At 42.9% G+C, this 23,628-nt stretch carries 16 protein-coding genes and 1 pseudogene; 10 read left to right on the top strand and 7 right to left on the bottom strand.

The genetic code is table 11. The features are described 5' to 3' along the window. Window positions 1-10 precede the first annotated feature (10 nt). The 3 genes and pseudogenes from cydB to AC5EUN_RS12590 form a co-directional block, all read right to left on the bottom strand. Window positions 11-1,015, bottom strand: a complete 1,005-nt coding sequence (gene cydB, locus AC5EUN_RS12600; RefSeq protein ID WP_004694788.1) for a cytochrome d ubiquinol oxidase subunit II — start codon at window positions 1,013-1,015, stop codon at window positions 11-13. Further along, complete coding sequence (locus tag AC5EUN_RS12595) at window positions 1,008-2,468, bottom strand: cytochrome ubiquinol oxidase subunit I (protein WP_058952238.1); 1,461 nt, start codon at window positions 2,466-2,468, stop codon at window positions 1,008-1,010. The genes cydB and AC5EUN_RS12595 overlap by 8 nt, the downstream gene beginning before the upstream one ends. A gap of 551 nt (window positions 2,469-3,019) precedes the next feature. Beyond that, window positions 3,020-3,714: pseudogene (locus AC5EUN_RS12590) on the bottom strand (alpha/beta hydrolase). 616 nt (window positions 3,715-4,330) lie between these two features. Between AC5EUN_RS12590 and AC5EUN_RS12585 the strand changes: the two are divergent. Continuing rightward, on the top strand, window positions 4,331-5,443 hold the full coding sequence (locus tag AC5EUN_RS12585) for a heparin lyase I family protein (protein WP_228141069.1): 1,113 nt from the start codon (window positions 4,331-4,333) through the stop codon (window positions 5,441-5,443). 116 nt (window positions 5,444-5,559) lie between these two features. On the opposite strand, the gene AC5EUN_RS12580 is transcribed toward AC5EUN_RS12585, so the two are convergent. Next, window positions 5,560-7,005: an amino acid permease gene (locus AC5EUN_RS12580; protein WP_058952237.1), complete on the bottom strand. Its 1,446-nt coding sequence runs from the start codon at window positions 7,003-7,005 to the stop codon at window positions 5,560-5,562. Between the two features lie 413 nt (window positions 7,006-7,418). Further along, a complete protein-coding gene (gene pdxR, locus AC5EUN_RS12575; RefSeq protein ID WP_058952236.1) occupies window positions 7,419-8,921 on the bottom strand; it encodes a MocR-like pyridoxine biosynthesis transcription factor PdxR in 1,503 nt (500 codons plus the stop codon). Window positions 8,922-9,498: 577 nt separating this feature from the next. Here pdxR and gabT point away from each other — a divergent pair. Together gabT and AC5EUN_RS12565 are read left to right on the top strand one after the other, a co-directional pair. Continuing rightward, window positions 9,499-10,761, top strand: coding sequence for a 4-aminobutyrate--2-oxoglutarate transaminase (gene gabT, locus AC5EUN_RS12570; RefSeq protein ID WP_058952235.1), 1,263 nt, complete (start codon window positions 9,499-9,501; stop codon window positions 10,759-10,761). A 16-nt stretch (window positions 10,762-10,777) separates the two neighbouring features. Next, window positions 10,778-12,226, top strand: a complete 1,449-nt coding sequence (locus tag AC5EUN_RS12565; RefSeq protein ID WP_058952234.1) for an NAD-dependent succinate-semialdehyde dehydrogenase — start codon at window positions 10,778-10,780, stop codon at window positions 12,224-12,226. Window positions 12,227-12,422: 196 nt separating this feature from the next. On the opposite strand, the gene AC5EUN_RS12560 is transcribed toward AC5EUN_RS12565, so the two are convergent. Then, window positions 12,423-12,950, bottom strand: coding sequence for a hypothetical protein (locus AC5EUN_RS12560; protein ID WP_094148456.1), 528 nt, complete (start codon window positions 12,948-12,950; stop codon window positions 12,423-12,425). 654 nt (window positions 12,951-13,604) lie between these two features. Continuing rightward, window positions 13,605-14,027: an Lrp/AsnC family transcriptional regulator gene (locus AC5EUN_RS12555; RefSeq protein WP_058952232.1), complete on the bottom strand. Its 423-nt coding sequence runs from the start codon at window positions 14,025-14,027 to the stop codon at window positions 13,605-13,607. A 203-nt stretch (window positions 14,028-14,230) separates the two neighbouring features. Between AC5EUN_RS12555 and AC5EUN_RS12550 the strand changes: the two genes are divergently transcribed. From AC5EUN_RS12550 to AC5EUN_RS12520, 7 genes are all read left to right on the top strand, one after another. Further along, the gene (locus tag AC5EUN_RS12550) at window positions 14,231-15,505 is read left to right on the top strand and encodes a Glu/Leu/Phe/Val family dehydrogenase (protein ID WP_171253722.1); all 1,275 of its coding nucleotides are present in this window, start codon (window positions 14,231-14,233) and stop codon (window positions 15,503-15,505) included. A gap of 77 nt (window positions 15,506-15,582) precedes the next feature. After that, window positions 15,583-16,800, top strand: a complete 1,218-nt coding sequence (locus AC5EUN_RS12545) for an aspartate aminotransferase family protein (protein ID WP_058952230.1) — start codon at window positions 15,583-15,585, stop codon at window positions 16,798-16,800. Window positions 16,801-16,813: 13 nt separating this feature from the next. Then, complete coding sequence (astA, locus tag AC5EUN_RS12540) at window positions 16,814-17,845, top strand: arginine N-succinyltransferase (protein ID WP_058952229.1); 1,032 nt, start codon at window positions 16,814-16,816, stop codon at window positions 17,843-17,845. After that, window positions 17,845-19,314 (top strand): succinylglutamate-semialdehyde dehydrogenase, encoded by a 1,470-nt coding sequence (astD, locus tag AC5EUN_RS12535; RefSeq protein ID WP_058952228.1) that lies wholly within the window; start codon window positions 17,845-17,847, stop codon window positions 19,312-19,314. Before astA ends, astD begins: the two co-directional genes overlap by 1 nt. A 23-nt stretch (window positions 19,315-19,337) precedes the next feature. After that, window positions 19,338-20,678, top strand: a complete 1,341-nt coding sequence (gene astB / locus AC5EUN_RS12530; RefSeq protein WP_058952227.1) for an N-succinylarginine dihydrolase — start codon at window positions 19,338-19,340, stop codon at window positions 20,676-20,678. Between the two features lie 21 nt (window positions 20,679-20,699). Then, window positions 20,700-21,677 carry a succinylglutamate desuccinylase gene (astE, locus tag AC5EUN_RS12525; RefSeq protein ID WP_058952226.1) on the top strand — a complete coding sequence of 326 codons (978 nt, stop codon included), beginning with the start codon at window positions 20,700-20,702 and terminating at the stop codon, window positions 21,675-21,677. Window positions 21,678-22,080: 403 nt separating this feature from the next. Beyond that, entirely contained in the window at window positions 22,081-23,580 is a 1,500-nt protein-coding gene (locus tag AC5EUN_RS12520) for an amino acid permease (RefSeq protein WP_058952225.1), read from the top strand. Window positions 23,581-23,628 lie beyond the last annotated feature (48 nt).

Raw genomic sequence — 23,628 nt, 5'->3', positions numbered from 1 at the left:
ATCTCCTCAATTAATGATAACCCTGATCCCCTATACGTACTTTGTCACGGAACACCCAATAGGACAAGAAGGTATAGGCAATGATGATCGGAATGAGAATTGCAGCTCCTACTAAGGTGAACTTCAAACTTGACTCAGGTGCAGCGGCCTGCCAAATAGTGACTGATGGCGGAATAATATTGGGCCATAAGCTGATGACGAAGCCAGTAAAAGCCAAAAAGACTAAAGCCAAAGTATAGATAAACGGTTTTAGTTCATGCTGCTTTTTGCACGCCGATAGAATCAAGCCAACAAACAGTAAGACTAAAATTGGCACTGGGCTAAAATAGTATAGATTCGGCAGAGAGAACCAACGCTGTGCAATTTCAGGATGGGTCAGAGGCGTATATAAACTCACGGCACCGAAGATAATGAGTAAAGCAATAATCAGCCTAGGCATCAGATGATACATCCGTTGTTGTATCTCTTTTTCGGTTTTCCAAATGAGCCAACCACAGCCTAAAGTGGCATACATCACCACGACCCCTAGACCAGTAAAACATGTAAATGGCGTGAACCAGTCCCATCCACCACCGCTGTAAATACCATTGGTAGTCTGAATACCTTGGATATAAGCCCCTAAAATCACGCCTTGGAAAAAGCTCGATAAGATAGAGCCCCAGATAAACGCGAGATCCCAGAGGTATTTGGTGCGCGTGGCTTTAAAGCGGAACTCGAACGCTACGCCGCGGAAAATCAAGGCAACCACCATAAAGATAATGGGTAAATACAGTGCCGATAAAACAGTTGAATAGACCAAAGGAAATGCAGCGAATAAGCCAGCACCACCTAGGACCATCCATGTTTCATTACCGTCCCAAACGGGCGCGACGGTATTCATCATCACATCACGTTCTTGCGTTCCGTTCATAAAGGGAAACAGAATACCAATGCCTAAGTCGAAACCATCCATAACCACATAGATGAGTACCCCGAGCCCGATAATACCGACCCAAACCAAAGCGAGATCAATCATGTGGTTTCTCCTTACTATTTTGAGCAGAAGGATCAGTGGTCTCGATAGATTCTTCAACAGCACTGAGTGGACGTAAAGGGGTTTTAAAATGCCCTGGGCCAGTATCTTGCACGGCATCTAAAGGCGTAGAAAAAGCAGGGCCTAATTTGATCAAGCGCAGCATGTAGTAAATACCCGCGCCAAAGACGACGGTATAGACCAGAACAAAAATAATCAGGCTCAAGCCGACTTGATCTGCGGTGACTGTATGCGATAAACCGTCTTTAGTTCGAATCACGCCATACACGACCCAAGGCTGACGACCAACTTCTGTAGTGACCCAACCTGCTAGGAGCGCGATATAACCTGTAGGCCCCATGATGATGGCAAATTTATGAAACCAACTGCTTTCATATAAAGAGCCTTTTTTACGCAGCCACAGCGCTGTTAATGAGAGTAAAACCATTAACATACCCAAGCCGACCATGACTCGGAAACTCCAGAATACAATCAGTGCATTCGGACGGTCTTCAGCTGCGAAGTCCTTTAAACCAGTGACCTGACCCTCTAGGGAATGCGTCAGAATCAAACTGCCCAGATTGGGAATACCAATCTCAAAATCATTCGACTCTGTTTCCATATTCGGTAAAGCGAACAGTAATAAAGGCATGCCATGATCACGATTGGTTTCCCAATGACCCTCAATGGCTGCCAATTTTGCAGGTTGGTGTTTTAAGGTATTTAAACCGTGGTTATCCCCAATCACAACTTGTAAGCAAGATGTGACCAGTACCATCCATAAGCCCATGGAAAAAGATTTTTTCACTAACTCATCACGACGACCTTTCAGTAAATGCCAGGCTGCGGTGCCAACCACCAAAAGTGATGAGACTAGGAAGGCCGCTGCTGCCATATGGGCAAATCGATAGGGGAAAGATGGGTTAAACACAATTGCCCACCAGTCTGTGGGGACAATAATGCCATTTTCGATGGCAAAGCCTTGAGGTGTCTGCATCCAACTGTTGGAAGATAAAATCCAGAACATGGAAATACAGGTACCGATAGCGACCATTAAAGTGGCAAAAAAGTGGGCTTTGGGACTGACGCGTCCCCAACCAAATAGCATAATGCCCAAGAAACCCGCCTCTAAAAAGAAGGCGCTCATGACTTCATACGTGAGCAGTGGCCCTGTGACGCTGCCTGCGATGCGTGAAAATTCACTCCAGTTGGTCCCAAACTGGTAGGCCATGACAATGCCCGAAACAACCCCCATAGCAAATGCCACGGCAAAAATCTTAATCCAGTACTTAAATAAGTCTTTATAAATTGGATTTTGGGTGCGCAGCCACTTCCATTCCAGCATGGCAAGAAAGCAGGCTAAACCAATAGAGGTTGCAGGAAAAATAATATGAAAGGAAACAGTAAAGGCAAATTGAATTCTTGCCAACTCAAGTGCGGTTAATCCGAGGCTCATTGCATCCTCCATGGCTGGCAGGAATATCGACGGTTCGATACCCAGTTGCTGTCTAGATAGGAATGATTAAAAAGCATAGATCGTTTCATTAAAAACTACCTACTTAAAATACTGATGATGATCTTGCATCAGGATGCCTAGAAGATGTAGGTACAAGAATTGGAGAGAAAAAATATAACAAAATAGAAAATTGCACTTAGTCTGTTATATTTTGTGAACTGTTTTTATGATCTATTCATTCTTATTGCTTCATTAAAATATACAGAAAGTTTTGATGCTGAGTTAGTTAAAAAATGTTATTCAAAATTTGCATAACACCTTGTTTGAAATAGCGTAGTTTGAATAAAACTTTTAACGAGGGAGCTTCATTATGAATGATAAGGTCAGTAGTAAAAGCTGAAGTCTAGCTGACAGCCATCGAACCGAGTATGTGCGAATATTTACACCTACAGGATAATAATATTGCACTATCTATTGTGATTTTAAAGTCGTTTGATACTTAAAATACCTCTAAAAAAGGGAGTCTTTAGACTCCCTTCAATAAAGATAGTTTAACGCGCAAGGAAAGTTGCGGCTTCATCAATTAAATCAGCAACGGCTTTGGGTTGAGACGCGAGTGAAGCATGACTGGCATCTAAAGAAATGACTTTTTGAGCATTTAAGCGTGAAGACATCATGGCTTGGTTTTCAGGGTGAATCATGCGGTCTTCAGTTGAAATTTGGTACCAAGATGGTTTGTTTTTCCATGCTGGGTTTGAAATGGTATCGCCAAAAGTACTGGCAACAGGGGCTTTCTGGGTGATGCCCATGACCAGTCCTTCATCATTCGTTAAGTCCTGACAGAAGCTTTCATGGTATTTATCGGCTTTGACCCAAAGGTATCCGTCACTGTCGGGTTCTAAGTTGGGTGCACCAACGGGTAAATGTTGTTGCGTAATGCCACCTGGACTTTCACCAGTATCGGGTGCAAAAGCTGCAATATAGACTAGACCAACAACATTGGGCTGATTACCCACTTCGGTAATGACCGCCCCCCATAGGAGTGGCCAACTAAAAGTACATCTCCTTGTACTTGTGCAATCATTTTACGGGTTCGTTCAACATCATCAGCCAAAGAGGTGAGAGGTAGTTCAACGGCACGAAGGGCTTCGTAACCTCGGTGAGATAGGTCAGTAATGACTTTAGACCAATGGGCAGCGCCGCCCCAAAATCCATGTACTAAAATAATTGTTGGCTTCTTATTCATCTTCTTATCCCTAGAGTAAAAATATCATCTTATAGTTAAAAAAGTGGTCATGCTAGGTTGGGCTAATGATTATCGATGCAAGTTAATTTAACTAATTGTAAGTTAAAAAAATATAGATAAAAGACTGAAAAAAAATGCCAATTACGTTAAAAAGTGGGCATTTTGTGTGATTAATATTTTATTTTTCCTTACTGCTATTTTTTAGCTTTTTTAAAATATTCAATACTGATACTCATTTTTTGAGGTATTCAGCCATAAAAAAAAGAAGAGCTGGATTTTCATAATGTTATAAGATGAGCAGGCTGTGCTGAATGCTTGATTTTGGGGGAAATTGATCATTTATCAATAACTAAAGTAGTACGTTTCATTGTTTCAAATGAACCTCATTAGGGTTTTAAAAGTTGAATTTGGCCATGTTCTATTGCTTTCAATTCTCAACGAGAAATGGGGGAGATGAGGTACATGGCAGATTTTGGGTGGGTATAAATAGAGTGCATTTGCATGAAAAAAAATTAGATGTTTTTTAGTTTTAGTTACAGTTTTGGGGATGAGTGCTTGCGGGGGCGATTAGGATCAGCAGTCAACAACAGCAACGGTAAAAGGTGTTCAAAATGAAATGCCTGTAGCCGTAATTCAGTTAACGCAAAACAGTGCTATGGTCGGGGATAGTATACTTTTAGATGGTTCTGAAAGTACCGATGATGGCACGACCACATTGAGCTATCGTTGGGCGGTTGTTAAAAAGCCAGAAAATAGCTTTCCCAGTCTGGGTGCCAGTACAGATAAAACATTTCATTTTATTCCAGACCGTGCTGGAGATTATGAACTGAGTTTAATGGTGAATGATGGTCAACAAGACAGTCAAACCACTACGGTCAAACTACAAGTCTTTGCAAGAAATACACAACAAGTTGTCAATCCATCAGATGTGATACCAGATCCTAAAGAGGATGATGTATTGGTCGACAATACAGAAGAAAAGAGTAAGGTCATTTTTCGTGATGGCTTTGAGACGGGGACAATTCGTGTCGATAAATACAGCAATGATTTGTCGACGTGGAATGCAATGGCTCTCCACTTTGAAAATCGTAGTTCAGCCACGATAGTTAAAGATCCAGCTGGTACAGGGCAGAATGTTGCCAAATTTGTCGTGCCTGATGATGGTCAATGTTATCGCGCGGAAATACAACGAAAGCAATTTGGTTGGGGTCATTACAACTATTCTTTTTCTCATTATATTCCCTCAACATGGCCAGCATTTCAGTATGGAACAATACTGGCGCAGTGGCATGGTTTTAACCTAAATGGAAAGGATTTGAATCCTCCAATAGCCTTGGTGCTTTCAGGTCTAAAACCTGAATGGCAGTTACATTTATATGAGTTGAAGCCAATGAGCTCGCCATTGGCGGTTCCAGAAACGCTTTTGAAGCGTTATGTCTTAGATGTGCCTGTGGCTTATAACCAGTGGAATGATTGGAATTTTGATATCCAATGGTCAAAACTTGATGCAAACAATCAACTGATTCCCGGGAAAGTGGTGGTAAAACACAATGGAAAAGAAGTAGCCAACATCAGTGGGGTCAATAATTACCATCAAAAGTGGTCACCTTATTTCCAAATGGGCATTTACCGTTCAAGTTGGCGTGAAGGGGCACTGAAGAACCGTGTAATCGTGGGGCAGCCTGTCGAGGCTTACCATAAAAACGTGTTGATTAAAGATCTCAATTAAGATTTTGAGTTTCATCTAAGTGGTCATTTCTTATCACTAAAAAACCGATGGCTCTCACTTGAAAGCCATCGGTTTAATCTGGTGTAACCTTAGATCATTACCACATTATTTTAAAATTAAAGGTTATTGCTTAAATCGGCTTGAGTGTTCATAGGCTTATCTTGAGCATGCTTTCCCCAGTTAAACTTCTGTGCACAGATGCCTAATCCAACTATAAACAAGGCAAGTAAACTAGTGTAAGTCACTTCTTTAAAGTAGGTACCTTCCACAAGCATGGTAATGAGTGCACCAATGATAAAGACAATGGCAAGATAAGTGAGCCAAGGGAATAACCACATTTTAAAGTCAATCACTTGTCCTTCGGCTTCTAATTTTTTACGCATACGTAATTGTGAGAAGGCAATGGTCAGGTAGACATACAGCGCTGCTGTACCTGTTGCTAACATGAAGATGTCATAGACATTCATACTTTCAGTTGCAGTAAGGTACGTTGCCACCAGAGCAAATAATGACGAGACCAGAACGCCCATCCACGGACTACCATTACGGTTGATTGAACCGAAGCTTTTCGGTGCATCGCCACGTTTGGACAGTGAAAATAACATCCGTGAACAGGTATAAAGTGCCGAGTTAAAGCAGCTGCATACCGAGGTCAGGACCACAAAGTTAACAATGTGTTTTGCTTCTGGAATGCCAAGTGCTGACAAAGTCACACTATAGGTTCCCCAAGTTGGATCTTTTAACAGTGGATTGTTATGTGGAATTAGGCAGACGGTAATAAACATTGAACCGACATAGAACAACATAATCCGCCAAACCACAGAGTTAGATGCTTTACGGATTTCACGGGCTGGATTTTCTGATTCTGCCGCCGCAACTGTAACAATTTCAGCACCAATGTAGGCAAACATAACCCCGAGCAAGGCGGTGATCACTGCCGAGAAACCGTTCGGCATGAAGCCGTCTGCGGTTAAATGCGTGATTCCTGATGCAGTTGCTTGACCCCATGGCCATAAATGCATGATAGCCAAGCTACCAATTACTAAGAAAATCACAATCGCAATTACTTTGATGAGTGCAAACCAAAATTCAAATTCACCATAGTTTTTGACATTTTGTAAGTTAACCAAAACTAAGGACACAATTACGACCAGCATGTAACCCCAGATTGGGATAAAGGGAAACCAACTGTTGAGAATTTTACCTGCGACATAGGCTTCCCAACCCATCAGCAAAGCCCAAGAACACCAATACAGCCAGCCAATGGTAAAACCAGCCCAACGCCCAATGGCACGATCTGCATAGGTTGAAAATGACCCACTGTCTGGATTGAGAACGGCCATTTCACCCAGCATACGCATGATTAACAGAATGAGTAATCCACCAAACGCATAGGCCAAAACTGCAGCCGGGCCTGCCGAATAGATAACATTTCCCGAGCCGATGAACAGTGAACCACCAATGACACCTGCAATCGAGATCATGGTGAGATGACGCGACTTAAGTCCATTTTTTAAGCCTTGAGATGCATCCGGCACAGCGCTTTGTTTAGGTGCTTCCATATAATTTTCCTTAATCTTAAGGAGGTAGCTTCAAAAGGGGCAAAGCCTTTTTCGGACTACTCATCCTTTAAAACTGTAACCGAATGATCAGAGGCTTTATCATTATTAAGGCAAAAATGAATAAATCTGATATTCCTGTCAAAGCGTGAAAAATCACACTTTGGCTACAAAACGGTTACATGTTGTTTATGTATGCACCTAATCTCTCTTTTTTGTTCTCAGTAAACGAGAGCCATTTTTTAGCATTTGGAAGGAGCCAATTGCAGCTAAAATATGAAAAGCATGGGAGCCAATGTTTACTCTCATCTCAATAATTTATAGAATGAAGCAGCAAAACTCAGCTTTGTAACCGCGGCTTTAGTCGCAAGTCGAAGGGTTGTAAAAAAACTTAAGTATCTAATTTATAAAAACAATCAACTCAGCGTACGAATTCCTGCATTTCGCAGACATTTGAGTAACACACCAAAAGCCACCAATATTTCCTGTTCACGGACACAGGCAAAGCCCAATAGTAGTCCTTTCTGCCGTGTTGAGTAATGTTTGGTATAGTATTGTGACAGCGCCCGAACTTTCACGCCTTGATCAAGTGCATTGCTGGCAATCAGCACATCATCCATGTTGCTCGGCAGCTTTAAAATCAAATGTAAACCGGCAGCGGTATTGTATTCATGCAGGAAATCTGCCCCAAGATGACGTGTAATCAGATCGATTAAAAAGGCGTGACGCTTGCTATAGAGTAAACGCATACGACGAATATGTGCTTCATAATGGCCCTCACGGATAAACTCCGCCAAAACTTTTTGATCCAGTAAATGCCCGCCCCGATATAACTCCGATGCCACAATACGCAGCGGTGAAAACAGCTTTTTAGGGACCACCAAATAACCAATGCGCAACGCCGGGTAGATGGTTTTACTGAAGGTTCCCATATAAATGACAGGTGCATCAGTCTCCAAGCCTTGCAAAGAAGGGAAGGGCTGACCCGAAAAGCGGAACTCACTGTCATAATCATCTTCCACAATCCAGCTTTTATGCTGGCGTGCGATGGCAATCAGTTGTTTACGACGTTCTAAACTTAAGTGAGAGCCTAAAGGGTACTGATGTGAAGGCGTTACAAAAATCAGTTTAGGTGGGGTTTTCGGGTCTAGGTCAGGAATAATGCCTTCTTGATCGACAGGCAAGGAGCGTAGATTCACGCCATTAATGCGTAAAATATTACGTGCCCCCCAATAAGCAGGATCTTCAATCCAAACTTCATCGCCTGGGTCACTTAAGGTCCGTGAAACCAAATCGATCGCCTGATGTGTCCCTTCAGTAATAATGATTTGGTCTGCATCGCATTGCACCGAACGCGCAATTTTGAGGTATTCCGCCAGTTCTTGGCGCAGCTCTAAACAACCGCCCGCATTGCTATAAATGAGACTGTTAATCTCGGGTTCACGGCTGAGGCGGGTTTGAATACGGCTAAAAATATGGTGCGGAAACTCTGTGACATCGGGTGCACCAGGCACAAACGCGCCCCATTGGTAAGGTGATGCAGCTGAATAGCCGATGAGATAGGAACCGCGTTGCGACAAATTGTAATTCTGCTGAGTCTTTTTTTCTTGAGCTTGACTATTGGTATTTTCAGCTTTGACCAAAAAGGATTCAGGCAGTTTTTCAGCCACCCAAGTGCCTTGGCCTGTACGTGCTTCAACATAGCCTTGCGCTTGTAATTGTTCATATGCACTGAGTACGGTATTGCGTGAGACTTTAATTTCTTTGGCCAAATCACGTGATGCAGGTAGGCGAGTTTTGGGTGCGAGCACACTGTCAATAATGGCGTTGCGTAAGCAGCGAAACAACCGCAATTGTAGGGTTCCGTCAATATCTTGCTGTAATCGTTGCAGTAAATAATCTCCAAGCAAGCTACGCAATTGGCTCTCTCCTACAATATTAAAATGGCTTTTCGTGAGCGATTACCATAAATGCAAAATTATCTCGTCAGGCAGCCGTTGTAAAGCATTTCGCTTGTAGACGTTGGGAGCAAATGCCCGCGACTAAGGGGCTGGAAATATACACAAGTCGCATCCAAAGCAAAAGTTTTTTTAGATGATTTACACATTCGCGTACAACGGTTTGAAAATATAGTCAGAAAAGCGTAAGGCTGGACATAAATGGGTTCTGGGTTGGCACAGTCATCTGCTGAGTTTTGGGTTTCTTTATCATTTTTGGTGATTCGATTGAATACCGTAATGGCTCTCTTAAATAAGTATGTCTTTTTTAATTGATATTTTTTAAGTTGTTTATTTTTATCAAATAAATATTTCAGGTGGAAAATAACTATAAAGGGATAGGGTAAATTGGCTCCATCTGTCTGATGAAAAGTGGCTCTCGTCTAGTGCCAATAAAAGCGCAAAATGCAATAAACCCCACGTCCTTTGTATATCAGCAAAAAGCATGATCGGGACGCTGAAATTTTATAAATGTATGAATCAAGAATGAGGATACAAAATGGACAGTAAACACTCTGCACTGAACGCACGTAAACTAAAAGCGACTCCTCGTGGCGTTGGTGTCATGTGTCAATGGTATGCGGAGAAAGCAGAAAATTCCACCATTTGGGATGCTGAAGGGAATCAATATACAGACTTCGCGGGCGGTATTGCGGTACTGAACACAGGTCACCGTCATCCTAAAATTATTGCTGCTGTTACTGAACAATTGACTAAATTCACCCATACAGCGTACCAAGTTGTACCGTATGAAAGCTATGTTTCTTTAGCTGAACGTATTAATGCACGTGCGCCAATTGCTGGTGAAGCGAAAACAACATTCTTCTCTACTGGTGCTGAAGCTGTAGAAAATGCAGTGAAAATTGCACGTTCTTACACAGGTCGTCACGGTATTGTGACTTTTGGTAACGGTTTCCACGGTCGTTCATTTATGACCATGGCAATGACGGGTAAAACTGCACCGTACAAACGTGACTTTGGTGTGATGCCTTCAGGTGTTTTCCATGCGCGCTATCCTGTAGAGTCAAAGGGCATTACTGTCGATGCTGCGATTGAAAGCATTGAAGACATTTTTGCAGAAGACATTGCGGCACATGATGTTGCCGCTATTGTGCTTGAACCTGTTCAAGGTGAAGGCGGTTTCAACGTTGTTCCTGCTGAATTCTTAAAGCGTTTACGTGCGCTATGTGATCAACACGGTATTTTGATTATTGCAGATGAAGTACAGACAGGCTTTGCACGTACTGGTAAGTTATTTGCCATGGATCACTACGAGACCAAAGCGGATTTAATCACGATGGCGAAAAGCCTTGGTGGTGGTTTCCCAATCTCTGGCGTGGTTGGCCGTGCTGAAGTGATGGATGCACCAAACCCAGGTGGTCTAGGTGGGACTTATGCAGGTAACCCAGTGGCTGTGGCTTCTGCGCATGCCGTACTGGACGTGATTGAAGAAGAAGGTCTTTGCGAACGTGCAAATGTATTGGGCGCAGAGTTGGTTGAAGTTCTGAATGAACTCAAACAGTCTTCGTCTACAGTCCAAGAAATTCGTGCGTTGGGTTCAATGGTCGCGATTGAGTTGGAAACGGCGGATCAAGCGAAAGCAATTCAAAATTATGCAATGCAAAATGGCTTGCTTATTTTGACCTGTGGTCGTTATGGTAATGTGATCCGTTTCTTATATCCTTTAACGATTCCTGCAGAACAATTCCGTGCTGGCTTAAACATTTTAAAACAAGGTTTTGCACTTTCTGCTGCAGCATAATTGAAGAGTAATGACTATGCTTCAAGCGCAATATAAAGATTTATTACAGCATCCAGATATTTGTTTTGATGTGCCTGAAAATGGCGGTTACATCGAAGTCAAAGATGCGGCAACACATGACACCTTGGCATGGGTGAAATCCCATGACCGAGCGTCAGTTGAGCAAGTGATTGCTCGTTCTCAAAAGGCACAAACTGCGTGGAAAGCGCAAACAGCTCTACAACGTGCTGATGTGCTTTGGGCTTGGTTTGATTTGATGCAGGAAAATAAAGAGTCATTGGCTCAGATTTTGACTGCAGAACAAGGCAAGCCGTTAGCTGAAGCACGTGGTGAAATTGGCTATGCGGCTTCATTTATTCGTTGGTTTGCAGAACAAGCGCGCCGTATCGATGGTGAAGTTTTAACACCAACACTGCCGAACCAACGTTTGTTGGTGATCAAACAGGCGATTGGTGTTACGGCCGCAATTACGCCGTGGAACTTCCCCGCAGCAATGATCACACGTAAGGTCGCACCTGCAATTGCAGCAGGGTGCTCGATGATTGTGAAACCTGCTGAGCAAACGCCTTTAACGGCTTATGCTTTAGAAGTGTTAGCAATACGAGCGGGTTTGCCACAAGACGTATTATTACACATCAGTGGTGATTCAAGCGAAGTGGGTAAAACACTGTGTGAAAGCGACACGGTGAAAAAGTTGAGCTTCACAGGTTCAACTCAAGTTGGTCGTATCTTGATGCAACAATGTGCGCCAACCATCAAAAAACTGTCTTTAGAATTAGGCGGTAATGCACCTGTTTTGGTGTTTGATGATGCCAATCTTGAGCAAGCTGTACAAGGCATTATGGCCAGCAAGTTCCGCAATAGCGGACAGACCTGTGTATGTGCCAACCGTATTTATGTACAAGACGGTATTTACGATGCCTTGGTTGAAAAACTGGCAGTTGCTGTAGCGAACTTACAAGTGGGTGATGGCCGAGTTGAGACTTCAACACAAGGCCCGCTGATCGATGAAGCCGCGATTGAAAAAGTACAGTCGCATATTGCCGATGCCATTAGCAAAGGTGCGCAGCTTAAAACCGGTGGTCAACGTTCAAGCTTAGGTGGTACTTTCTTTGAACCGACACTTTTAACGGAAGTGACGCAAGAGATGAAAGTCGCGAAAGAAGAAACCTTTGGTCCATTAGCACCCTTATTCCGTTTTAAAACAGAAGAAGAAGCAGTGCAAATGGCCAATGACACCGAGTTTGGTTTAGCAACTTACCTATTTACGCAGAATACCGCACGTCAGTGGCGTGTTGGTGAAGCACTTGAGTACGGTATGGTCGGCATTAACACGGGTGCGATTTCAAATGAAGTGGCTCCCTTTGGTGGTGTGAAGCAGTCTGGCTTAGGTCGTGAAGGCTCTAAATTTGGTATCGACGAATATCTCGAAATGAAATATTTGTGCGTGGATTTATCGGTTTAAGATAGTCCAATACCCTTCAGTTTAAAAATCAGCCTTGCCCATTCAAGGCTGATTTTTTATGGGTGTATATTAGTTAAGAGTCGGTTTATTTTTAATATTGTATGGTCTAGTCATAATCCTCTTATAATTCGAAGCAATGAGAGGTGAGGGTTGATAAATCTAATAAGATCACTTTTTGATTTATGAAGGAGATTTACTATTTGTTCTTTGGCGAAACCCACATTTTTGGCATTCCTATGACTAAGTTCCAAAAAATATAAGTAATCGCGTAAAACATTAATGCACCTAGTATCCATAAACCCAACATAGAATTCGTGAATAATCTATAAAATGCTCCTCCACGACCTATGCTATCCCCACCTTCTAACATAACAATAAAAGGTAAAATAATTGCTACAGGTGATAGACACACATTCAATATTGAAACTAAAAACCTCTTAGGAATTGGGTGATTTAGCATTTTATGGTCATAAAGCAAATACGACACTATTAAAAATAGAGTAGGGAAAGAAAAGAAATACATTAAAAATATGTAAATCCAAGCTCTAACCTCAATAATATTTAACAAGGAAACATCAATATAAAATGGAAGAAATATTAATATTAATTCCAAATTAATCAATATTATATCTTTATCAAAAAAAACAAGAAGAAACTCAGATAACAATACCATAACTCCACTAAATAAAAATGAAGCCTTGAAATCAAAACCTACCTTACCCATACCATACTCGCTTATCAGCATAATAACCAAACTACAATAAAAAAATATTTTAATATTGATATTTTATTTATTAAGCCCGCTATGTACACTAAATAGACTTATTTTAAATATAATTAAATTCAATATTATTTAAATTAATATACCCAAAAAATAATAAAAACCTCTGATTCTCATACTCCACTACACCTGAAATTTTTTCCATGTATTGCATGAGTTCTGGTATTTTTTCTGCTTGAATCATTTTTACAGTTCGAGATGGATCAACCCCATCAAACTGACTATAAAGTAAAGGCTCGTCACGCTTTAAAATGAGAACATTTGAAGTGTCATGCCATTCAAACCAGCACAGACCAAATCAGTGGTCTAGACTAAGTATGGGTGGAGAAACGACCGCCAAGTGTCGAGCCTATCAAAGGATTTTTATAATAGCTAAATGCATCTAGTGGGATATTGTATACTATTTTATCTTAAATAAAACAATAAGATAGTTTGGATCAATAATGTTAAAGATTCACACTAACCGCTCAGACAAAGAAAAATTTGATCCTTATGAATTATATATTTTTAGTTCAGCATCCAATTTACAACGTCTTTTGATCTTTAAGGCAACAGGCTAGAGAGAAGTATAAATTTTCCAGATTGTCTTTATCGACTTTAAACTTTATAGGTAGAAAGCAAAATGCTGGTTTCAGTATTGTAAATACCTGAAATATTTCGAATTCGTTCTAAAATTCGGTCAAAATTCTCTAAGCTGTCAGACTTCAACTCTACCAACAGATCCCACTTGCCATTGGTGCTATGCAAGGTATGCACAGCAGAGTCGATTCGGAGCTCTTTGACGACTGCACTGGTCTTGGTGCCTTCGACCATAATATTCATCCAAGCTCGGATACTATTTTTCTCAGTCCCCGGTTTAATCCGCACTGTATAGCCTGTAATGACGCCACTGGTTTCCAAATATTCAATACGCTTTTGCACTGTATTTCGAGAGATACGGAGCTTGTTGGCAATGTCGGTAATCGAGATACGCGCATTGTCTTGCAGTAAGCCGAGGATTTGACTGTCCGTATCATTCATTTTGATTTTTCCTGTTATCAATTTGATGAAATTTATTTCATTTTAATCAAAATTACAACTTTTTCGGCGCAGTTTGATTTTTCATACTATGCATATTGAGCAGTATTCACATGAACGTTACATCGAGCTGAGGCGATGTGTTCTGCGGGTGATGTCTCATATCTATTTAATGGATTTGATTCACCAAATTTTCAAAGGGAAACATCATGTCTTTGTCATATGAAATGGACAATAGTGGCGCTTGGCAGACCTATCTTGCACAGATTAACCGTGTTGCGCCATATCTGGAAGACGACTTAATTCCATTCATCGATACTTTAAAGCGTCCTAAGCGCGCTTTGATTGTTGATGTACCAATCGTGATGGACGATGGTTCGATCCAGCACTTCGAAGGTTATCGTGTACAGCACAATTTGTCGCGTGGACCGGGTAAAGGTGGTATTCGTTATCATCCAGACGTAGAACTCAATGAAGTCATGGCACTCTCAGCGTGGATGACGATTAAAACTGCGGTATTAAACTTACCGTATGGCGGCGCCAAAGGTGGTGTGCGTGTAGACCCCCGCAAATTGTCTCCACGTGAACTTGAACGCTTAACTCGCCGTTTTACCAGCGAAATTAGCCTAGTGATTGGCCCACAAGTCGATATTCCAGCTCCAGATGTAGGCACCAATGCAGACATTATGGGTTGGATGATGGATACCTATTCAAGTATCAAAGGTCATACCGTAACAGGTGTGGTAACCGGTAAGCCTGTGCACTTGGGTGGTTCTTTAGGCCGTGTGCGTGCAACAGGTCGTGGCGTATTTGTGACTGGTTTAGAAGTTGCTAAGAAAATCAATCTTGCGCTTGAAGGCAGTCGTGTAGCGATCCAAGGTTTCGGTAACGTGGGTAGCGAAGCGGGTTACTTATTCCATAAAGCCAATGCGAAAGTGGTGTGTGTACAAGACCATACAGGCACGATCTTTAATGCTGAAGGCATGGACGTTAAGCAGTTACAAGACTACGTTGCGATTCATAAAGGTGTAGCAGGCTTCCCAGATGCCACTTTAATTGAAGATGAAGCGTTCTGGTCGGTTGAAATGGATATTTTAATTCCAGCGGCTTTAGAAGGTCAGATTACGCCTGAGCGTGCGCAAAAATTGACTGCAAAATTAGTCTTGGAAGGTGCGAATGGTCCAACGTATCCAGACGCAGAAGACATTCTGTTAGAACGTAAAATCACGATTGTACCTGACGTACTGTGTAACGCAGGCGGTGTAACTGTGAGTTACTTCGAATGGGTTCAAGACATGGCGAGCTACTTCTGGACAGAAGAAGAAATTAACCAACGTTTAGACAAACTCATGATGTCAGCAGTTGAAGACGTTTGGTTCACTGCAAGCGAAAAGCAGTGCAGCCTACGTACAGCAGCATACATCTTGGCGTGTAAACGTATCTTAAAAGCACGTAAAGAACGAGGAATTTTCCCAGGTTAAGGGGAAGTTCCGTGCCCTTCGGGGCACACCACATTATTAGAAAGAACAACATCAGATTTATTAAGGACGAACAAACCATGAACCAGAATAGTCAACCCGCTCGCCAAGATTTTAATCAGTACATGGTGCCAGTTTTTGCACCCGCTCAGTTTATTCCTGTGCGTGGCGAAGGTTCTCGTTTATGGGATCAGCAAGGTAAGGAATATATCGATTTTGCAGGCGGTATTGCGGTCAATGCACTTGGACATGCTCACCCTGTGGCGGTTAAAGCTTTGGTCGAACAAGGTCAAAAGCTTTGGCACATTGGCAATGGTTATACCAATGAACCCGTACTTGCACTTGCAAAACAATTAGTTGATAACACCTTTGCAGATAAAGTGTTCTTCTGTAACTCTGGTGCAGAAGCAAATGAAGCGGCTTTGAAACTTGCGCGCAAAGTGGGCCTAGTTTCAGGCTCTGCACGCAAAAATAAAATTATTGCATTTAAAAATGCTTTCCACGGTCGTACTTTATTTACGGTTACGGCAGGTGGTCAACCGAAATATTCACAAGATTTTGCACCGCTTCCAGAAGGTATTCAGCACTTAGCATTTAATGATTTAGATGCCGTACGTGAAGCGATTGATGCAGACACGTGTGCGGTGATTGTTGAGCCGATTCAAGGTGAAGGTGGTGTCATTACGGCAAGCCCTGAATTTTTAAAGGGTTTACGTGAACTGTGTGACCAACATGGTGCGGTACTTATTTTTGATGAAGTGCAAACAGGTGTCGGTCGTACAGGTGCTTTATATGCGTATATGAATACGGATGTGATCCCAGACATTTTAACCACAGCCAAAGCACTCGGCGGCGGTTTTCCAATTGGTGCCATGATCACAACAGATAAGTTTGCCAACATGTTTGTGGTGGGTGACCATGGTACGACTTATGGTGGTAACCCATTGGCGTCTGCTGTAGCCAATGCGGTGTTTGGTTTGATCAATACCCCAGAAGTGTTAAATGGTGTACGTACACGTGCGCAAATTTTTGCCGACGGTTTAAACCAGTTAAATGCACGTTATGGCCTATTTGAAGAAGTCCGTGGTCAAGGTTTACTCATTGGCTGTGTACTAAAAGCTGAATATGCAGGCAAAGCCAAAGACATCGTGACTTTAGCGGGCGAAGAAGGCTTATTGGCGCTGGTTGCAGGTCCAAATGTCGTTCGTTTCACGCCATCATTAATTATTCCAGAAGCAGATATCGAAGCAGGTTTACAACGCTTTGAGCGTGCGCTCGCGCGCTTTGTTGGCGCGTGATAGGCCACTGGTTATGATGATTGTTAGACATGCAGAGCATCGAGATTTAGATGATATCTACATTCTGGCGGGGAAGTCGGGCGTTGGCCTGACTTCTTTACCCCAAAATAAAGAGATCTTATCTGCTCGAATTGCACGCACACAAAAGACCTTAGCGGGGCAAGCTGCACCAAGTGAACAAGGGTATTTATTTGTTTTAGAAGATACTCAGTTACAACGTGTGGTGGGTGTGAGTGCCATTGAAGTTTCAGTGGGTTTAACTGAACCTTTTTATAACTACCATGTGGGCAAACAAGTCCATGCCTCACAAACTCTGAATGTTTATAAAACTTTAAATACGCTGTTTTTAAGCAATGACCATACAGGTTGTAGTGAACTCTGCACACTGTTTTTAGATCCAGAGTACCGCAAAGACCAAAATGGAAAACTGCTGTCGAAGATTCGTTTTCTGTTTATCGCAGCTTTCAAACAGGCTTTTCAAAATAAGCTGATTGCAGAAATGCGTGGTTATTCGGATGAAAATGGTCGTTCGCCATTTTGGGATGCCTTAGGCCATCACTTTTTCAATATGGATTTCTCGACTGCGGATTACCTCAGTGGTATTGGACAAAAAGTCTTTATTGCGGAGTTGATGCCACGTTTTCCTGTGTATATCGACTTACTGCCGATGGCCGCACAACAAGTGATTGCACAGGTACATCCTCAGACTGTTCCTGCCTCTCGTGTGTTGGAGTCGGAAGGGCTGTGTTACCAAGGTTATGTCGATATTTTTGATGCAGGCCCGACGCTTGAAGCGGAAGTCAGTAGCCTTCGTGCAGTCAAAGAAAGTCACACTTGTGCCGTCAAAATTGTCGATAGCGTACCAGAAGGTGCAGGGCGTTATTTGGTGGCGAATGATCGATATCAAGACTATCGCGCGATTTTAATTCAGCATGCGGCTGAGACAGACAGTTTAAGTTTAACGGTAGAACAAGCGCATGCCCTTGGTGTGCAAGCAGGGCAAAGCATTCGTATGTTGCCTTTAGATAAGATGGAGCAAAAATAATGTCACAAGGGAATTTATATATAAACGGGACATGGTCTCCAGCACAAGGTACGGCATGGGACAAACTCGATCCAGTTACGCAAGACACAATTTGGCATGGTGCAGAAGCAACAGCTGAGCAAGTTGCACAGGCTTGTCAGTCTGCACGCGCAGCATTTGCCGCTTGGGCACGCCGTCCTTTAGCTGAGCGCCTTGAAATTATTCAACGATTTGCCAGCTTGTTAGAACAAAACAAACAACAGCTTGCAACGATTATTAGTCGTGAAACCAGTAAGCCGATTTGGGAAACATTGACTGAAGTTCAGTCAATGATTGGTAAAGTAGCGATTTCAGTACGTGCTTATCACGAACGTACAGGTGAAAGTCTGACGGAAATGCCAGATGGCGCTGCGTCTTTACGTCACCGTCCGCATGGTGTTTTGGCTGTATTTGGCCCATATAACTTCCCAGGTCACTTGCCAAATGGTCATATCGTCCCTGCGCTGATTGCGGGCAATACCATTGTTTTTAAACCAAGTGAACTTACGCCGTGGACAGCAGAAGAAACCGTGAAGTTGTGGCAAGAAGCAGGATTACCAGCAGGCGTATTGAACTTGGTACAAGGTGGTCGCAGTACAGGTGAAGCACTGGCCCAATCGCATGAAATTGATGGCTTGTTGTTCACAGGCAGTGCCAATACGGGTTACCACTTACACAAGCAGCTTGCGGGCGCACCAGAAAAAATTCTCGCGCTAGAAATGGGTGGCAACAACGCATTAATTATCGACGAGATTACCGACATTGATGCGGTGGTGAACTTAACCGTCCAATCTGCCTTTATTTCAGCGGGGCAGCGCTGTACTTGTGCACGTCGTTTAATCATTAAAAATGGTGCACTAGGCGATGCCTTCATTCAACGTTTGGTTGAAGTCAGCCGTAATTTGGTTGTGGGTCAGTGGGATGCTCAGCCACAACCGTTTATGGGTGGTGTCATTTCATTGCATGCTGCACAGCAAATTCTACAAGCACAACAACGCCTAATCGATTTAGGGGCTCAAGTTCTGCTCCCTGTTACTCAAGCGGATGCCAACAGCAGCTTGTTAAGTCCGGGTCTTTTAGACGTGACCCATGTTAGCGATGTGCCAGATGAAGAATATTTTGGGCCACTCAGCTGTATCTATCGTTATGACCATTTCGATGAGGCTTTGGCACTGGCGAATGCCACTCGATTCGGTTTGTCGGTGGGTCTAGTTTCACCTGACCGTGATCTGTTTGATCGTTTATTGATTGAAGCGCGTGCAGGCATTGTGAACTGGAATAAACCATTAACAGGCGCTTCAAGTGCCGCGCCATTTGGTGGTGTTGGTGCATCAGGGAATCATCGTGCCAGTGCTTTCTATGCCGCAGATTACTGCGCATGGCCAATGGCATCACTGGAAAGTCAGCAGGTAAGCCTACCTGAAAAATTATCGCCAGGCATTGTGCTGTAAGTCGACAAAAAGGGAGTTTAGAAATGTCAGGCTATGAAATTAATTTTGATGGTTTAGTCGGTCCAACGCATCACTATGCGGGATTGTCATTCGGAAACGAAGCATCCACCAAAAATCAAAATAATCTTTCCAACCCAAAGTTGGCTGCCAAGCAAGGTCTGTTAAAGATGAAAGCTTTGGCCGACATGGGCTTAAAGCAAGGTGTATTTGCACCACAAGAACGCCCACATGTGCCGACTTTGCGCAAATTGGGTTTTCGCGGTGATGATCACAGCGTCATCGAACAAGCGATGCGAACTTCGCCTGCGTTATTATCAGCTTTGAGTTCTGCATCGTGCATGTGGACTGCCAATGCGGCAACGGTTTCACCGTCGGCAGACAGCGCAGATGGTCGTGTACATTTTACTGCGGCAAATTTGAACAACAAATTCCACCGTTCTATTGAACACGATACTACATCACGCGTGATGGCAGCCATGTTTAAGGATGAGCGTCACTTCGCCCATCATGAAGCACTGCCACAAGTGGCTTTGTTTGGTGATGAAGGTGCGGCGAACCATAACCGTTTAGGCGGTGCGTATGACCAAGCCAGCGTGCAAGTGTTTGTCTATGGTCAGCAGTTCCTCGGTGGTGGTATCGGTCCGAAACACTATCCTGCACGCCAGTCGCGTGAGGCGAGTGAAGCAGTAGCACGTTTACACCAACTCAAAGCGGAACAAACCGTTTTTGTCCAGCAGCATCCCGATGTGATTGACCAAGGCGTTTTCCATAACGACGTGATTGCGGTGAGTAACCAAAACGTCTTGTTTCACCATCAGCATGCATTTTTGAACCAATCGGAAGCGTTGGCAGAAATTCGCGAAAAAATGGCGCGTTTGGGTCAAGAGTTTGTGTCCATTGAAGTGCCTGATCAGCGTGTATCTGTGAAAGATGCGGTCAATACTTATTTGTTCAATAGCCAATTGCTCACGCGTGCCGATGGCGGGATGAGCATTGTGGTGCCTGAAGAATCGCATCAAAACCCAGCAGTGTGGGGCTACTTAAACGACATGATCCAAATGGGTACGCCGATTGATGACATCAAAGTCTTCGACCTGCGTGAAAGTATGCGCAATGGCGGTGGTCCTGCATGTTTACGTTTACGTGTGGCGGTGAATGAAGCAGAACTGAACGCGATCAATCCAAACCTGTTTATGAATGATGCCTTGTTTACCCGTTTAAATACGTGGGTGGATCACTACTACCGTGACCAGCTGGCGCAGCAAGATTTGGCTGACCCGCAATTACTGATTGAAAGCCGTACTGCGTTAGATGAGTTGACTCAAATTTTGAACTTAGGTTCGGTGTATCACTTCCAACGTTAAGCAATCGTGCAGGGAAAGCAGATGATAAATTTTCTAGGTGATGTTTTAGCACAACGTGTCCCGGCTGTAGTGCATGGCGTACAGCATGATTTTTGTTGGGAGTGGTTGGCTGAAGGTGTTTTATCTTTTACGCCAAAACAGGCTTATGAAAAAGCGGTCGTGCTTTCCGCGGGTGTGCATGGCAATGAAACTGCGCCAATCGAGTTGTTGGCGCAGTTGAGTCAAGATTTGTTTGCAGGGGCATTAGAGCTCAAGGTGAAGTTATTACTGATTTTAGGTAACCCTATCGCGATTCGCACAGGGCAACGTTATGTTGAAAATGATATGAACCGCATGTTCTGCGGGGCCTATCAACAATTTACCGACACAGTTGAAGCGCAGCGGGTGGCGGTCTTAGAACAGACCGTCACCGCTTTTTTTAATGATAGTCCAGCTCAAGTGCGACGCTATCATTATGATTTGCACACTGCGATTCGCCCATCTTTGTTGCCGACTTTTGCCTTATTTCCTTATCAAACCCATGACTATGATGCGGTGATGTTGGACAGCCTAAAAGCTGCGGAACTGGATGCCTTGGTGTATCACAATGCAGTAGGTCGTACCTTTACGCACTTTAGCAGCGCTCAGTTTCAAGCAGCCAGTTCGACGCTTGAACTTGGTCATGCCAAACCCTTTGGCCAAAATGATTTGGCGGCTTTCGCCGCGATTAATCATGTGCTTCGCACCGTGGTGAGTGAGCAGGCCTTACCTATCCGTCAAAAACAAGCAATTCAAACTTTTCGAGTCGTTGATTCGATCATCAAAACTGAAGATGACTTCCAGCTTAATTTGGCAGATTCTGCGCCTAATTTTTCCGTGTTCGAAACTGATGCAGTGATTGCTCTGCAACAGGGCAAACCGTATGTGACTGCACCTGATCAGGTTCGAATTTTATTTCCGAATACTCAAGTGAAAAAGGGATTAAGAGCTGGGCTGATATTAACTGAGGTTCATGCTTGATGATTTCAGTCAATTTATTAAATGTGATGATGGTGGTTTATCGAACTTAAGTCGTTAAATTAATTTTCAATGGAATTGAATATATGGATATTGAGAAAAATATTAATTCAATATTTTCATCTGTCGATCATAAGGATACTTATAATCGATGGATGATTTTGTGTTGTGTTTTTATTAAATTGTTGTTTTTTAATATTAAATAATTAAATTAGGCATGGGTTTTGCAGCCTGTGTGAGTATTATTTTGCCGCCATAAAGAGATAAATAGTGTGGTGCTGAATAATAAAAATTAATGTTATTGAAAAATAATATGTAGCTTAATTTTGGACTGAGATGAAATAAGGAATTATCTAAATCTGAGTCCCATATTTACACCCATTGGGTTGTAAATTGGAGTAAAAACATGATGAATGGAAAACAGACCCATCAACAAAAAGAGCCCTTAGACGGTGATTTACTGGGTGGGCATCATTACGAGTCAGTTGAGGAAGAACAACTGCAACGCTCACTGACCAATCGTCATATTCAGATGATTGCGATTGGTGGTGCGATTGGTACAGGTCTTTTTATGGGGTCGGGCAAGACACTCGCTGTGTCGGGTACTTCGATCATCTTAACTTACCTCATTATTGGCTTCTTCTTCTTCTTCGTCATGCGTGCGATGGGGGAACTACTGCTTTCTAATACCAATTACAAATCTTTTGCAGACTTTGCAACGGCTTATTTGGGGCCGTGGGCAGGGTTCTTTTTGGGTTGGTCGTACTGGCTCAGTTGGATTGTCACCGCAATTGCGGATGTGATTGTGATTGGAGGCTATGCACAGTTTTGGTATCCCGATCTCCCCGCATGGATACCCGCCTTCACCTCCATTGCCATTTTGACTTTATTGAACTTTGTTGCGGTAAAACTGTTTGGTGAAGTGGAGTTCTGGTTTGCTTTAATTAAAATTATCGCGATCATTATGTTCCTGTTGGTCGGTGTTTATCTGATTACGATTGGTTTTGTCTCTCCAGATGGTGTGAAAGCGTCTTTAGCCCATGTGGTCGAGAAAGAGTCACTGTTCCCTTATGGTTTAACGGGTTTCTTGGCTGGTTTCCAAATTGCGGTATTTGCCTTTGTCGGTATTGAATTGGTGGGAACTACAGCAGCAGAAACTAAAGATCCGCATCATGCTTTACCACGCGCGATTAACTCAATTCCATTACGTATTTTATTGTTCTATATCGGTGCTTTGGTTTGTATTATCGCAGTCACTTCTTGGTCGCAGATTTCACCAGACAAGAGTCCATTTGTTGAAATGTTTACTTTAATTGGTTTGCCTGCAGCAGCCAGTATTGTCAACTTTGTCGTGGCCACCTCTGCCATGTCTTCAGCGAACAGTGGGGTGTTTGCCACCAGCCGGATGTTGTTCGGTTTAGCGGTAGAAAAAGATGCACCGAAAAGCTTTGCTCGACTGTCGAAAAGCAAAGTGCCTGTATTGAGTTTAATGTTCTCGATGTTCTGTGTGGTGGTAGGTACTTCAATTTTGTTCATTGTGCCTGATGTAATGACGGCATTTATCATCATTTCAGCCTTCACCTCGATTTTATGTATTTTCACCTTTGCCATGATTATTTTATCGTACTTGGCTTATCGCAAAAAAGCGCCTGAACTGCATGAACAGTCAGCGTATAAAATGCCGGGTGGACGTTTTATGGCATGGTTTACCTTATTGTTCTTAATCTTTGTGGTAGCGATTTTGGCGCTCGATCATGACACCATGATTTCGTTAGCGTTCTCTCCACTTTGGTTTATTGGATTAGGTATTGCTTATTACTATAAAACGAAAAAATATGCAGAGCGTAACTGGATTTTGACCCATGGTCGTCGCATTGAACAGGATGAAATGCCAGAAAATAATTAAGGAACAGAGGGGGAGTTTTCCTCCTTTATTTTTATCGCAAAGCAGAGG

Source organism: Acinetobacter sp. CAU_H_S170_2 (assembly GCF_058890445.1).
The sequence above is the reverse complement of the archived record's forward strand: the minus strand, read 5'-3'. Positions and strand labels throughout refer to the sequence as shown.

Bases quoted from the DNA above. Each gene is read 5' to 3' on its own strand.
- cydB (WP_004694788.1), bottom strand. From the start codon at position 1,015: ATGATTGATCTCGCTTTGGTTTGGGTCGGTATTATCGGGCTCGGGGTA.
- AC5EUN_RS12595 (WP_058952238.1), bottom strand. From the start codon at position 2,468: ATGAGCCTCGGATTAACCGCACTTGAGTTGGCAAGAATTCAATTTGCC.
- AC5EUN_RS12585 (WP_228141069.1), top strand. From the start codon at position 4,331: ATGCCTGTAGCCGTAATTCAGTTAACGCAAAACAGTGCTATGGTCGGG.
- AC5EUN_RS12580 (WP_058952237.1), bottom strand. From the start codon at position 7,005: ATGGAAGCACCTAAACAAAGCGCTGTGCCGGATGCATCTCAAGGCTTA.
- gabT (WP_058952235.1), top strand. From the start codon at position 9,499: ATGGACAGTAAACACTCTGCACTGAACGCACGTAAACTAAAAGCGACT.
- AC5EUN_RS12565 (WP_058952234.1), top strand. From the start codon at position 10,778: ATGCTTCAAGCGCAATATAAAGATTTATTACAGCATCCAGATATTTGT.
- AC5EUN_RS12560 (WP_094148456.1), bottom strand. From the start codon at position 12,950: ATGGGTAAGGTAGGTTTTGATTTCAAGGCTTCATTTTTATTTAGTGGA.
- AC5EUN_RS12555 (WP_058952232.1), bottom strand. From the start codon at position 14,027: ATGAATGATACGGACAGTCAAATCCTCGGCTTACTGCAAGACAATGCG.
- AC5EUN_RS12545 (WP_058952230.1), top strand. From the start codon at position 15,583: ATGAACCAGAATAGTCAACCCGCTCGCCAAGATTTTAATCAGTACATG.
- astA (WP_058952229.1), top strand. From the start codon at position 16,814: ATGATGATTGTTAGACATGCAGAGCATCGAGATTTAGATGATATCTAC.
- astD (WP_058952228.1), top strand. From the start codon at position 17,845: ATGTCACAAGGGAATTTATATATAAACGGGACATGGTCTCCAGCACAA.
- astB (WP_058952227.1), top strand. From the start codon at position 19,338: ATGTCAGGCTATGAAATTAATTTTGATGGTTTAGTCGGTCCAACGCAT.
- astE (WP_058952226.1), top strand. From the start codon at position 20,700: ATGATAAATTTTCTAGGTGATGTTTTAGCACAACGTGTCCCGGCTGTA.
- AC5EUN_RS12520 (WP_058952225.1), top strand. From the start codon at position 22,081: ATGATGAATGGAAAACAGACCCATCAACAAAAAGAGCCCTTAGACGGT.